Raw genomic sequence first — 13,956 nt, 5'->3', positions numbered from 1 at the left:
TGCGTCAGTGTAATGGTGCTGAGATTAAAGAGCGCCGTAGATTACAGAACTAATAGCCGCTAGACCACATAAAGCTGTAAAGATTTGTACAGGTGCTGAAGTTTTGTACTTAGCCATTGCTGGTACTTTGTTCATCGCGAATACAGGCATTAGGAACAGGATAGCTGCAATCATTGGAGCACCCATTGTTTCAATCATACCTAGGATGCTTGGGTTAACTACCGCAACAATCCAAGTAGTCACAACGATGAACGCTAGAGAGACTTTTTCAATCTTGCTTACTTGAGTGTTAGAGCGAGATTTGATTAGACCTACTAGACCTTCGTGTGCACCCAGGAAGTGACCGAAGTAGCTAGAAGTGATTGCTGCGAACGCTACTAGAGGACCCATGTAAGAGATAAGTGGAGACTCGTGAACGTTAGCTAGGTAAGAAAGTACAGAGATGTTTTGCGCTTGCGCTGTTGCTAGTTGCTCTGGAGATAGAGAAAGTACAACAGAGAATACGAAGAACATTACAAAACCCATCAGCATCATTGCTGCGCCACCAGTGATAGCGTCAGTCTTCTTAACTGCGTTTTCACCGTGTACACGACGTTGCTCTTTAGAGAACTGAGAAATGATTGGGCTGTGGTTGAAAGAGAACACGATGATTGGAATTGCTAGCCAGATGATAGAAGGCATAGCAGACCATTCTGGGCTTACGTCCATCATAGATGTGTTCCAATCAGGAACTAGGTAGAAAGACAGTGCTAGTAGGATGAATACTAGTGGGTAAACCATCGCTGAAGTTGCTTTCAGCATTAGCTCTTTACCGAATACAACACCAGCAGTCATAGCTAGGATAAGTGCACCAGAAAGAAGAGGACGTGGAATAGATTCCATACCCATTTGGTTTACAAGGAAAGAGTCCACAGTGTTTGTGATACCAACACCGTAAATTAGAACGATTGGGTAGATAGCGAAAAAGTAAGCGAAAGTAATAAGGTTCGCGCCAGTCTTACCAAAGTGTTCTTCTACTGTATCAGTGATATCTGCTTCAGGATTTTTTGCAGACAGTACAAAACGTGCTAGAGATTTATGTGCAAACCAAGTCATTGGTGCTGCGATTAGAGCTAGGATAACTAATGGCCAAAAACCACCCGCACCAGCTTTGATTGGAAGGAATAGTACGCCAGCACCTACTGCTGTACCGAACAGAGAAAGACACCAAGTAAAATCTTTATAAGTAAACTTGCTCGAGTCTTTTACGGCATTTGCCGAAGAAGTTGTTGTATTCATGTTAAATTACTCATTTTTTGGGAACAGGAAATAAGTCGGGGCTAATTTTGCAGAATTTTCTTCGGCAAAAAATAGATCTAAATCATGTAATGAAACGGCTTGTTATATGATAGGCGAAAAACGGTTTTGTGATCACGATTTTGGCGTGCTACAGGTGATTTTTGCTCATGCCTGATATTAGTTTTTCTTATCTGAAGGGTGGGCTGTTTTAGATTTATACAAGGTAACCGTTTGCGTAAAAACGTATTAATAAATCTGTTCCATGGAATTTTGAGCGTTTGTTAATAAAAAATAACTGAAACCTTCATTTTATGTAACTTGTTTCAGTACGTGCTGCTGCATTGATTGTACGATTTGTGCCGTTACACCCCAGATCAGCTGGTCTTTGAACGGCATTGCGAAGACGCGATGCTTGACCTTTTTAAAATCCACTAAATGACTATGTAAGTTGGCTTGGTCGAACACATATTCGGCAGGAACTTCAAAAATTGAGTCCACTTCATTACGGTCTATTTTGGGCTCGTAGTCGGAATCAATCAGTGCAACAATCGGCGTTACTGAAAATTTACTGATGGTATTCAGAGCGGGAAGCTGGCCTATCACTTTGACCTGCTCTTTAACAATACCGATCTCTTCTTGTAGCTCTCTAAGTGCGGTATGTTGCAATGTCGGGTCGCTTTGTTCGTATTTTCCGCCGGGAAAGCTCACTTGTCCGGGGTGATGTTTCAGATGTGCAGCTCGTTTAGTAAAAATTACGTTAAGTCCATTTTCACGTTCTACTAATCCGACAACGACAGCGGCTTGGCGTAGATCTTCATCACGAATCTGTGCCACACGTTCAATGGATTCTGGGTGATAGCCCACAATCGGGTTAAGTTGAAATTGCTGTAAGAAGTTCTGTTTGTCCATATTGAGCCAATGTATTGATTATTATGCTAATAAGTATAAGCACAACTTCTGGCCCAACACCAATCGGCAACACTCGACAGTTTTAGGAATGAAGAGATGCGAAGCGTTGCATATTTGCTATATTGATAGAAACCACCGCCTATATTGTAAGTTTTCATTGGGCTGTTAAGTACTTAGCAATCTAGTACTCATAACGACCTAGAGACCATAGCTACTTAGATACTATAGCGACCAGCGGACTCGGCAACTGCAGCGGCGTGATAATTCTAAAAACTAAAAAATGAAGGTATGCAATGAAAGGAATCATATTTACCGAATTCTTAGAGCTTGTTGAAGATAAGTTTGGTCTTGACCTTCTTGAGGAAGTGCTTGAAATGTCTGACGACGAAGGTATCTATACCTCGGTTGGCAGCTATGATCACAAAGACCTAGTTAAACTCATTATCAATCTCAGCAAAAAAACTGACATTGATGCCGCCAGTCTGCAGCGCGTATTCGGGCAGTCTGTATTCAAGAACTTACTCGACTCTCTGCCTGATAAAGCCAGTCTCACCCACAGCAATACCACCTTTCAGTTCATCCAGCATGTAGAGCGTTATATTCACGTAGAAGTGAAGAAGCTCTACCCAGATGCTGAGCCTCCTCAGTTTACATTCTTAACGACGGAAGAAGCACAACTGGTGTTCGATTATAAAAGTGCCCGCTGCATGTCACATGTTTGCCTAGGATTAATTGAGGGGTGCGCGGAGTATCACAACGAATCTATCGCTATAGAGATGATTCCTCAAAATGAAGACCAAAGCGTTGTTCGTTTCAACTTGAGGGTAGAATAGCAGTATGAGTTCAGAGTCGGCCATTGAGCGTAAGCTTAAACGACAAGTTGCAGCACGAAAAGAAGCGGAAAGGTTACTAGAGCAGAAAAGCCTAGAACTCTTTGAAGCAAACCAACAGCTTGAGCTGGCGCTACGTCAGCTTGAAAAGCGCTCCAACGCCAATATACGTCGGATCGAATTCCAAGAGCAGATAGATAACTTGTTGATCGACTTTGGTCGAGCGTTTTTACGCAGCGACCTAGACGACGTTATGCTCCAAGAGTTAACCACCAACATCACTAACAGTTATCTAATTGAAGCTAGCCGTTTAGTGCTGCCACCAAAATTGCTGCCTGAACTAAAAACCAATGACTATGGGGATGCTGCGCTCGGTGGAGTGGATCTGGATACTCAAGAGTTGATGTGGCAAGGTGATGTGTTGGTGATTCCGCTTGAGGTAGAGAAGGTTATTATTGGTTCGCTGCTAGTAAAGGTAAACCTCGGTGATCAAGATGGCGACTTCATCCAAAGCCAACTGATGCTAGTAACGGATCTTATCTGTAGTGCCATTACCCATCAACTGGCTATCAATCGTAACATCGAATCAAGACGCCGAGCTGAAGAGTCCGAACGTTCGACACGCGACTTTGTTGCGATGATTAACCATGAACTTCGAACGCCGCTTAATGGATTGTTGGGAAGTGCAGAGCTGATTAGCGATACAGAACTGACTGAGCCGCAACGTGAAATCATTAACAACCTCAGCCAGTCTGGTGAATTCCTCAGAACTATCATCAATGATTTGCTCGACTACAGTAAAATCAACGCAGGTATGCTGGAACTGATTCCAAAAACATTTGCGTTGCGTGATCTGAAAAACACCATAGAGAGCATTTTCATCAACCGTGCGACGGAGAAGCAGCTCGACTTTACGATTTCAATAGGCAAGCAGGTTCCAGCCTACTTTAATGGTGACTTGGAGCGAATCACTCAGTTGTTCGTGAATTTGATCGGCAATGCCATTAAGTTCACTGAAGAGGGTTACGTCCGAGTCGATGTGAGCTGGAAAGATGGGCAATTCGTTTTTGCTGTGGAAGATACCGGGGTAGGTATCGCCGAAGCCGCAATCAATACTTTGTTCGACCCGTTCACTCAAGCTGACCGATCCAGTAGTCGAAACTATGAAGGCACCGGCTTAGGCCTTGCGATATGCCGTAAATTAGTGAGCCTGATGAACGGCCATATCTCGGTAAAAAGTGAGCAAGGTGTTGGGACCACATTCACCATCGCACTACCTCTCATCGTAGTAGAAACGTCTCACTACGAAGAGAAAGTAAAAGAGAGCATCGTTTCCGATACAGGTTTATCACTATTAAAAGTGCTGGTGGTAGACGACATCAAGATGAATCAAATCATTATTCAGCAGATGTTGCGCAAGCATGAGATTGAGCCAGCCATAGCTAACAATGGCGTAGAAGGCTTTGAGCTTGCCAGTGCCAATGAATACGACGTGGTATTCATGGATTGTCGAATGCCAATAATGGATGGCTTTGAGGCGACCGAGAAGCTTCGTGCGAAAGGCTACACCAAATCGATTGTGGCATTGACTGCGGGCACGACTTTAGAGGAACGTGAGCGCTGCATCGAGTGTGGTATGGACGACATCCTCAGCAAGCCTTATACGGCCAATGATCTAAAAGAGATGCTTAAGAAGTGGGGAGTAAACCCAGTTACTCAATAGGTACAGCGGAAAGCGTATTAAGATAATAGCTTGCATACTTTGTTAGCGTGACTCAAATAAAAAACCAGAAGCTCGGACTTCTGGTTTTTTATTTTGTTAGCACATCTAGAACACTGCGTTTGGCTTTTGATTAGTCTTGAGCAAGCACAGGCAGGATTCTACTGAGCTTGTCTAGTGTCTCTTGATATTCAGATTGGCAATCACTGTCTGCAACTACGCCGCCACCGGCCCATGCGTAAAGTGTTTGGTCCTCAGCAACCAAGGTTCGAATCGTGATACTAGTATCCATACGACCATGGCGACTGATATAACCAATACTGCCACAATAAGCAGAGCGTCTATGCGGCTCTAACTCTTCAATGATCTGCATTGCTCTTACTTTCGGTGCACCAGTAATGGAGCCTCCAGGGAAGCACGCTCTTAATAAGTCAGCGGCGTTGTATTGTTCATCGAGATCAGCACGAATGGTGCTCACTAGGTGATGCACCGCAGGGAAGCTTTCGATATCAAACAGTTTCGGAACGTGTACTGTTCCCGGTTTTGCGACGCGACCAATGTCATTGCGCAGCAGGTCAACAATCATTAGGTTCTCTGCTTGGTCTTTCTCTGCATTAGCTAAATCGTTCGCGTATTCAGCATCGGCTAGAGCTTCTTCAGAGCGAGGGCGGGTACCTTTGATTGGTTTGGTCTCAATTGTGTTGTCTTTAAGCTCAAGGAAGCGCTCTGGAGAAACACTTAAAATGACGCATTCTTCAAGGCGAATAAAACCAGAGAACGGCGCGCTGTTGTATTGCTCAAGCTTTTCATACGCTTGCCACTCTGAGCCTTGGTACTGAGCATTAAAGCGCTGCGCCAAGTTAATTTGATAGCAGTCACCAGATAATAGGTACTCTTGAACAGAATCGAACTTATTGCTGTAGCTATCCTGACTCATATTCGATTGCCATTCAGTGGTTAAGCTAAATGAAGTATGAGAGACAGGGCTATGATCCTGAAGCCATGCCAGTCGCGCTTCAACATTTAAACCAACTACACACGCTGTCTTGAGTTTATGGTCAACAATAACAGCCCAATCATACAGGCCAACAGCCATATCTGGTGCTTTGATATCATGTTCAGCCAGCTCTGGTAACGTCTCTACACGACGTCCCAAATCGTAGCTGAAATAACCCAATGCACCACCAACAAACGGCAGGTCATGTTCACAATCAAGATCGGGGATTAATTCCTGTTGATACTGATGCAGCAACTCAAATGGATCGTTCTCTGAAACGATACGATTTTCATTAACATTTATCGTGGTTTTTTGACCGATTGTCTCGAATGTGGCGACCGGTTGAGCAACCAAAATGTCAAAACGACTATCAACATGGCTTTCTGAAGCTGAGCGTAATAGCATTGCCCACGGTAGGGTTTCTATACCTGAAAACAGCTGTTTAGCTAAAGTTGATTGATAATCGAGCGGCTTGATTTGGATAGACTGGAGTTCGTTGTTATTCATTTGTTTAATTTGTGACAAAGAGTTCGATCACTGCATGGCGTGTGAGAGGAAGCAAGAGTATCATAAATTGAAATTAAAATGGGCTCCTGATTCACACAGTTCAAAACAAGGGGTTTAGTGCAAAGCGAAGCAGGCGACTATCTTGGTTATTTAACGGCTCAGATAGGCGAGTGTTAAAGCAACTAAATTAAGCTCAACATTATAATAAGCTAAACACCCATAGAGCCATGAGCCCAACATGGAACTAGAACAATAAAGAGGCATGCAATGACGGTTATTCGTAAGCAAGATGTGATCAGCAGTGTCGCTGACGCACTTCAGTACATTTCTTATTACCACCCTTTAGACTTTGTCCAAGCCCTAGAAAAAGCCTATGAGAAAGAAGAGAGCCAAGCAGCAAAAGATGCGATCGCTCAGATTCTGATTAACTCTCGTATGTCGGCAGAAGGTCATCGTCCAATTTGTCAAGATACGGGTATCGTAACCTGTTTCGTCAACATCGGTATGGATGTGAAATGGGAAACAGACCTAACAGTTCAAGAGATGGTTGATGAAGGCGTTCGTCAAGCTTACAACAACCCAGATAACCCACTGCGTGCATCTGTGCTAATGGACCCAGCAGGTAAGCGTATTAATACCAAAGACAACACACCAGCGGTTGTTCACATTAATATGGTTCCAGGCAACAAGGTTGAAATCCAAATCGCGGCGAAAGGCGGTGGCAGCGAAAACAAAACTAAGATGGTCATGCTTAACCCTTCTGATGACATTGCAGAATGGGTAGAGAAGACACTACCAACTATGGGTGCAGGTTGGTGTCCACCGGGCATGCTAGGGATAGGTATCGGTGGTACGGCTGAAAAAGCGGCGGTACTGGCGAAAGAGTCTCTAATGGAGCACATCGATATCCAAGAGCTTATCGAAAAAGGCCCTGAGAACGCAGAAGAAGAGCTTCGTCTAGACATCTTCAACCGCGTAAACAAGCTAGGTATTGGTGCACAAGGTCTTGGTGGTCTAACTACCGTTGTTGACGTGAAAATTAAAACTGCGCCAACACACGCGGCGTCTAAGCCAGTATGTTTAATCCCTAACTGTGCAGCGACGCGTCACGTACACTTCACGCTAGACGGTAACGGCCCAGCAGAGCTAACGCCACCTAAGCTAGAAGAGTGGCCAGACATCACTTGGGAAGCGGGCGCGAATACACGTCGTGTTAACCTTGATGAAGTCACTAAAGAAGACGTTCAAGAGTGGAAGACGGGTGAAACGGTTCTTCTATCAGGCAAAATCCTTACTGGCCGTGATGCTGCGCATAAGCGTATTCAAGGCATGCTTGAAAGCGGTGAAGGTCTACCTGAAGGCGTCGATTTCAAAGGTAAGTTTATCTACTACGTAGGTCCGGTTGATGCAGTGGGCGATGAAGCGGTAGGTCCTGCTGGCCCAACAACTTCAACACGCATGGATAAGTTCACTGACATGATGTTAAACGAAACGGGTATCATGGGTATGATCGGTAAAGCGGAACGTGGTCCTGCAACGGTTGAATCAATCAAAGAGCACAAAGCGGTTTACTTGATGGCTGTAGGTGGCGCTGCTTACCTAGTTGCAAAAGCAATCAAGAAAGCTCGCGTTGTTGCGTTTGAAGATCTTGGTATGGAAGCGATTTACGAGTTTGAAGTTGAAGACATGCCAGTAACAGTTGCGGTTGATTCAACGGGCGCAAACGCCCACCAAATCGGCCCTGATACTTGGAAGGTTAAAATCGCTGAAGCTGAGCAGTAATTGCAAGCGATTAGGGTAAAAGGTCTAGGTTTTTTACTCGAAAACGACAAAAGTGCAGCAAGTCCTGCACTTTTGTCTTATTATCAATGATATAGTGATAAACACATAGTTTGATATAAGAATATAGGAGAAACGGATGCCTCGTTTTATTCAGATCCTCCAGATTATTTTAGCCGTGGTGATTGGTGGTTTTGTTGGTTATGATCTGATCTTGAAAGGGATTAGCATTTTCGATAATAAATACGTCACAATTACATGTGCATTGTGGTTGATTGCAGAGATTGCGCTATTTGTTATCTATAAGTTGATAGAAGACGATTAGTCGTCAAACGTTCCTCAAATGCAAGAAAGACAAATTGCCAAAAGCCCCTGATTATAACGATAATCAGGGGCTTTTATTCATCTAGCATTAAGAAACGATATTAGATAATACCTCGCATAAACAGGACGGATGCTTTCATTTACTTCTCTTTCTTATCCCCTGTTTTTGAAATACGCTCGTGTGCAGACAAGCATGCGAGCCAAGTATAACGGAGTCGTTCGAATGAAAAAAATAACACAAGAAGTGAGTGACTTTATCAGTCGAGGAACGGATTCTCATATTAGAGTTGCGGTAACTGGCCTATCGCGCGCTGGTAAAACCGCCTTTATCACTTCCTTAGTGAATCAACTGCTGCATACTTCAACGCACAACAATTTGCCCCTATTTACTGCGGCGCGAGATGGACGCTTGATTGGCGCAAAACGTATCCCTCAGCACAACATGATGATTCCACGCTTCTCTTATGATGAGGCGATGGATGCGCTGCACGCAGAGCCACCATTTTGGCCAGTGCCAACGCGTGATGTGAGTGAGATTCGCTTGGCACTCAAATATAAGCCAGCGAGTGGCGCGAAAAAGCTTCTCAGTAAAAATAGCACCTTGTATCTCGATATTATTGACTATCCGGGAGAGTGGCTACTGGACTTGCCGCTACTGGATATGGATTTTGATACCTGGAGCCAGTCTCAGTTTGCCGCGCTGAAAGGTCAACGTGCTGAATTGGCACAAGTATGGAAAGAGCAAGCGAGTGAACTGGATCTGCTTGCAGATGCGGACGAAAAGCGCTTAGCAGAGATCGCAGATACATACACTCAATACCTGCATGGCTGTAAAGAGCAAGGTTTGCACTGGGTTCAACCGGGTCGATTTGTCTTGCCGGGTGAATTAGAAGGTGCACCTGTGCTTCAGTTCTTCCCATGCCTTGAGCCAGCTGAAAAATATGGCAAACAGAGCAATTATGCAGTTCTGAAAGCGCGCTATGAAGAGTACCAACAGAAAGTGGTGAAGGCGTTTTACAAGAACCACTTCGCTACATTTGACCGCCAAATCGTATTGGTCGACTGCTTACAGCCTCTAAATGCTGGCCATGACTCTTTCATGGACATGCGCGGCGCACTGGAGCAGTTACTAAAGAGCTTTAAATATGGGCGTAGCAATATTCTGCGTCGTCTGTTTGCACCGAAGATCGACAAGATCCTATTTGCAGCGACTAAAGCCGATCATATAACACCGGATCAGCATCCAAACCTCGTGTCTTTGCTACAGCAGATGGTTCATCCAGCTTGGCAGCAAGCGGCCTTTGAGCATATTGAAATGAGCTGCATGAGTATCGCGTCGATTCAAGCGACCAGTGCAGGCTTCATCGCCTCAGGCTCGAGCAGCCAGCCAGCGCTGCAAGGCACGACATTGGATGGACAGCCACAAACCATGTATCCAGGTGAAGTACCGAAGAAGTTGCCGCACAAAGATTATTGGCAACAGAATAGCTTCGATTTCACTAGCTTCAGGCCGATGCCTCAGCATTCTGATGAACCTTGTCAGCATGTGAGAATGGACAAAGCACTTGAATATCTTATTGGCGATAAACTGAAGTAGGGGGTTAAAGAATGAATGAATTGAAAACCAAACAAGTCTTCGACCAACCACTGAATAGTGAGTTTGCCGATGAAGAAAAACGTCAAGATACGCCAGAGCTGAATGCGCAAACTGTATTTGAACAGCAAGAGAAGTTTGTTCCTGCCGCTGTAGAGCAAGACAACGAACAGCAGGGCGAGCCAGAGAAACAGCTAGAGCAGGTCATCCGTCCAAGTCGTGGTCGTAAATGGCTGGCTTCAGGTCTACTAACGGCTTTTGCAGGCTTAGTGGGCTGGCAAGCTATCGATAGTGTTGTCACCGCTATCCAAACGGCGGACTGGCTATCACTTGGCTGGGCTGGCTTTATGGCGGCCATCGCGTCGCTCGGTCTTGGTGCTATGGGTAAAGAGTTGTGGAAACTGCGTTCATTGCGAAACCATTTCAGTGTACAAGAGCAGAGTGAAGCACTACTGAAAAGCGACAGTGTCAGCAAGGGTAAAGCCTTCTGTGAAGATATCGCCAAGCAAGGCGGTATTATTGCTGAGTCGCCAGCGTTCGATAAATGGAAGAACAGCATTAACCCAGCGCACAGCGATGCCGAAGTGCTAGATATGTATGATGCGATTGTAGTGTCGCAACAAGATAAGATTGCTACTAATCTTGTTACACGATACTCAACAGAATCAGCAGCTCTTGTTGCAGTGAGTCCGCTAGCCGCAGCTGATATGTTGCTGGTGGCTTGGCGTAATTTCACCATGATTGACAAACTGGCTGATGTTTATGGTATCGAGCTAGGTTACTGGTCGCGTTTGAAATTGTTCAAACTAGTATTGGTGAACATGGCGGCTGCAGGCGCGAGTGAACTGGCTATCGATGCAAGCATGGATCTCGTTTCTATGGACTTAGCGGGTAAAGTATCAGCAAGAGCGGGTCAAGGCTTAGGTGTCGGTATACTGACTGCACGCTTAGGATTAAAAGCGATGGCACTGTTGCGACCAATGCCTTGGCATCAAGATCGTAAAGTGAAGTTATCGCATATGCGAAAAGCCGTGGTACACGAGCTGAAACGTATCGCAATCAAGTAATTATTGAGAGAAGAGTAAACATCTGTTTACTCTTCTTCTTGACTGAATAGAGGCCTTAATTCACACTACTGTCAACTTATCCTGACACCTTGAATAGGAATACTTGTGCGTCTTGAAGTATTGTGTGAAGACAGACTCGGTTTAACCCGTGAGCTGCTTGATATTTTAGCAACCAAAAGCATCGATCTGCGTGGTATCGAGATTGATGTTAAAGGCATTATCTATCTGAATTGCCCAGATATCGATTTTGATGCTTTTAGTGAACTTATGGCTGAAATTCGTCGAATTTCTGGTGTAAAGGACGTCCGAAAAATTCAGTTTATGCCAAGCGAAAGGCATAACACAGAGCTGATTGCACTACTTGCAAACCTCCCTGATCCGGTTATCTCAATCGACCTTAAAGGGTCAGTAGACATGGTTAACCATGCTGCGCTTAATCTGTTTGGTAAGACAGAGAAAGAGGTCGTGGGTGAGCCAATCTCTACTTTTGTCCCTAACTTTAACTTCAGTCGTTGGATTGAGGGTGACGTAAAACGCCATCGTGAAGTCGTGGTTTTGGATGGTTTAGACTTCTCTATCGAGATCCTTCCTGTCTACCTTGGTGGTGACGTCAATGAGCCAGTATTGGCCAGTGGCGTAATGACCATTCGTTCGTGCCAACAAGACCAAGCGCAACAAGACTCTTTGTCAGAGCAGAACAACTTAGGCTTCGAGCATTTTGTCGGTGTCTCTAACCGTCATAAAGCGCTGATCAGCCAAGCTAAGAAACTGGCGATGCTTGACCAACCGCTACTTATTGAAGGTGATACGGGCACAGGTAAAGAGATGCTAGCGAAAGCGTGTCATAACCGCTCTCATCGCTCTTCATCGCCTTTCCTTGTGTTGAGTTGTGCCTCAATGCCAGATGATGTTGCGGAAACCGAACTGTTTGGTCACGCTCCGGGTTCGTTTAACCATGAGCAGGGTCATAAAGGTATCTTTGAGCAAGCGAATGGCGGTACGGTTTTCCTCGATGAAATCGGTGAGATGAGCCCACACCTGCAGATTAAACTGTTGCGCTTCCTACAAGACGGCAGCTTTAGACGTGTTGGTGAAGAAGAAGAGATGCATGCCGATGTGCGCATTATCGCTTCAACGCGCCACAAACTGTCTGAACTGGCTGACTCTGGTTCGTTCCGTGAAGACCTTTTCTACCGCTTAAATGTACTGACGCTGTCGATTCCAGCACTGAGAGAGCGCTCGAATGACGTTGCGCCGCTGCTTGAGCTTTTTGTGGCTAAGTACGCGCAGCAACTCGGTATGCTGAAACCTAAGCTCACTGCAGAACTGGTTGAGCAGCTTGGCAATTATCAGTGGCCGGGTAATATCCGTCAGCTCGATAACATGGTGCTTCGCGCACTGACTGAGTTAGAAGGCGATACTTTAGCGGTCGAGCAGTTCCACTTACCTCAGCTAGAAACCATGAACTCTGGAATGGCTAACCTTAGCCTAGACGGTTCACTGGATGAGATAATGAAAGACTACGAATCGCAAATCTTAGAGAAGCTTTATCAGTCTTTCCCATCTAGCCGCAAACTCGCTAAGCGATTGAATGTGTCTCATACCTCGATTGCTAACAAGCTTCGAGACTATGGTATTCGCAAGAATTAGGGACGTTTGATGGAAGATAGAAGTACTCCTGAGCGTCTGTATAAACGCTCAGGAAATCTGATTGTGCGTACTGCAGAAATAGACGATGCGTCTTTGATCAGTGGTTATTTTCAAGCCAACCGTGAGCACTTAAAGCCGTGGGAACCCACTCGTGAAGAGGCGTTTTTCGAACGCACTGGTTGGGCTCAGCGTCTAATTAAGTTAAATGAGCTGCACAAAATGGGGTTGGCTTACTACTGCTTGATTATCAACGCAGAGACTAACGAAATGTTAGGCACCGTCTCGTTCAGTAATCTATCTCGATTCCCATTTCATGCGTGTAACCTGGGTTATTCCCTTGCGAAAGATGCGCAGGGCAATGGTTACATGCGTAAAGCGCTTCGCATGGCTTTGGACTACATGTTCGAAGTGCAGAAGATTCATCGCATCATGGCTGGGTATATCCCACACAATGAAAGAAGTGCGGCGGTATTAAAGCATTTAGGCTTCGAGAAAGAAGGGTTTGCTAAAGACTACCTTTTGATCGACGGCCAGTGGCGAGATCATGTCCTCACTTCATTGATCAACCCGAATTGGGAAGATAAATGATCGCGATGATCTAGAATTAAAATTTGCTGAGTGTTTAAGCTCGGTAGTAAAAATATCAAGCCGATTGAACAAGGCTTTTTAAAAGTTAAGGAAATTTGATGTCATATACAACTTTGGACGAATACCAAAGAAAATGGATTTTCACTCATCAGTCAATGCCATTGCCTGCTGAAGACTTAGAAAAGATCAAACCTATGACACAGGCGCGTGCTTCTCAGTTCTGGAAAGAGAATGTAAGCCCACAGAGCCCAGACGCAGATAGACTGAGCTCGCAAGACTGGCCAAGCAAAGCATCTAACTGGGAGCAAGAGATCAGCTGGATGGAAAACTGGGAAGCTGACGAACCAGATATGCCACAAGAGATCTTAGACTTCATTGACTGGCAAGATGACGTAACTGTTTATTTTTGCTATGAAAAGTACAATATTCTTGAAACTAAATGGTCGGTATTTAAGAAGCATTGGAAGAACTTTTTGTTTTACGATGATGGCCCAATTTTACTCGGACGTCGTCGCTCACAAGCACTATGGTTTGCAACCAATGGTACAGTGAAGATCGGTAATCGCGCAGAGTAATATCTCGGTATGCTTTTGGCGTGATCAGATGAAAAAGGCGGGCTTAATGCTCGCTTTTTTGATCCTGCTGATTGGGTGAAAACTGACCTGATAATTGGCTTAATTCTCAAAATGAGATCGCTATCTCATTAGTTTATT

Annotated in this window: 12 protein-coding genes; 9 read left to right on the top strand and 3 right to left on the bottom strand. The window is 44.9% G+C overall.

Annotated elements, in window-relative coordinates:
* Window positions 1-24: 24 nt before the first annotated feature.
* Both AC6R05_RS14625 and AC6R05_RS14620 read right to left on the bottom strand, forming a co-directional pair.
* Window positions 25-1,278, bottom strand: a complete 1,254-nt coding sequence (locus tag AC6R05_RS14625; protein ID WP_500647818.1) for an aromatic amino acid transport family protein — start codon at window positions 1,276-1,278, stop codon at window positions 25-27.
* A gap of 309 nt (window positions 1,279-1,587) precedes the next feature.
* Window positions 1,588-2,187, bottom strand: coding sequence for a CoA pyrophosphatase (locus AC6R05_RS14620; RefSeq protein WP_500647817.1), 600 nt, complete (start codon window positions 2,185-2,187; stop codon window positions 1,588-1,590).
* Between the two features lie 293 nt (window positions 2,188-2,480).
* Between AC6R05_RS14620 and AC6R05_RS14615 the strand changes: the two genes are divergently transcribed.
* Together AC6R05_RS14615 and AC6R05_RS14610 are read left to right on the top strand one after the other, a co-directional pair.
* Window positions 2,481-3,020 carry a heme NO-binding domain-containing protein gene (locus AC6R05_RS14615; RefSeq protein WP_032548743.1) on the top strand — a complete coding sequence of 180 codons (540 nt, stop codon included), beginning with the start codon at window positions 2,481-2,483 and terminating at the stop codon, window positions 3,018-3,020.
* Window positions 3,021-3,024: 4 nt separating this feature from the next.
* Window positions 3,025-4,740, top strand: a complete 1,716-nt coding sequence (locus tag AC6R05_RS14610; RefSeq protein WP_500647816.1) for an ATP-binding protein — start codon at window positions 3,025-3,027, stop codon at window positions 4,738-4,740.
* Window positions 4,741-4,870: 130 nt separating this feature from the next.
* Here AC6R05_RS14610 and pabB read toward each other — a convergent pair whose 3' ends face one another.
* On the bottom strand, window positions 4,871-6,241 hold the full coding sequence (gene pabB, locus AC6R05_RS14605; RefSeq protein ID WP_500647815.1) for an aminodeoxychorismate synthase component 1: 1,371 nt from the start codon (window positions 6,239-6,241) through the stop codon (window positions 4,871-4,873).
* Window positions 6,242-6,508: 267 nt separating this feature from the next.
* On the opposite strand from pabB, the gene AC6R05_RS14600 reads away from it, so the two are divergent.
* The 7 genes from AC6R05_RS14600 to AC6R05_RS14570 all read left to right on the top strand — a co-directional run bounded on the left by AC6R05_RS14600 (window position 6,509) and on the right by AC6R05_RS14570 (window position 13,818).
* The gene (locus tag AC6R05_RS14600; RefSeq protein ID WP_285467203.1) at window positions 6,509-8,023 is read left to right on the top strand and encodes a fumarate hydratase; all 1,515 of its coding nucleotides are present in this window, start codon (window positions 6,509-6,511) and stop codon (window positions 8,021-8,023) included.
* A 136-nt stretch (window positions 8,024-8,159) separates the two neighbouring features.
* Window positions 8,160-8,345 (top strand): hypothetical protein, encoded by a 186-nt coding sequence (locus tag AC6R05_RS14595; protein WP_032548748.1) that lies wholly within the window; start codon window positions 8,160-8,162, stop codon window positions 8,343-8,345.
* 222 nt (window positions 8,346-8,567) lie between these two features.
* Window positions 8,568-9,941 carry a YcjX family GTP-binding protein gene (locus tag AC6R05_RS14590; protein WP_500647814.1) on the top strand — a complete coding sequence of 458 codons (1,374 nt, stop codon included), beginning with the start codon at window positions 8,568-8,570 and terminating at the stop codon, window positions 9,939-9,941.
* An 11-nt stretch (window positions 9,942-9,952) separates the two neighbouring features.
* On the top strand, window positions 9,953-11,005 hold the full coding sequence (locus tag AC6R05_RS14585) for a YcjF family protein (protein ID WP_500647813.1): 1,053 nt from the start codon (window positions 9,953-9,955) through the stop codon (window positions 11,003-11,005).
* A gap of 105 nt (window positions 11,006-11,110) precedes the next feature.
* Window positions 11,111-12,655: a transcriptional regulator TyrR gene (gene tyrR, locus AC6R05_RS14580; protein ID WP_032548752.1), complete on the top strand. Its 1,545-nt coding sequence runs from the start codon at window positions 11,111-11,113 to the stop codon at window positions 12,653-12,655.
* Window positions 12,656-12,664: 9 nt separating this feature from the next.
* The gene (gene rimJ, locus AC6R05_RS14575) at window positions 12,665-13,243 is read left to right on the top strand and encodes a ribosomal protein S5-alanine N-acetyltransferase (protein ID WP_500647812.1); all 579 of its coding nucleotides are present in this window, start codon (window positions 12,665-12,667) and stop codon (window positions 13,241-13,243) included.
* A 98-nt stretch (window positions 13,244-13,341) separates the two neighbouring features.
* Complete coding sequence (locus AC6R05_RS14570) at window positions 13,342-13,818, top strand: DUF2947 domain-containing protein (RefSeq protein WP_500647811.1); 477 nt, start codon at window positions 13,342-13,344, stop codon at window positions 13,816-13,818.
* Window positions 13,819-13,956: the final 138 nt, after the last annotated feature.

The sequence above is a fragment of the Vibrio sp. R11-SG3-ISO9 genome (assembly GCF_059834255.1).
This window is presented reverse-complemented; position numbering and strand designations above follow the sequence as displayed.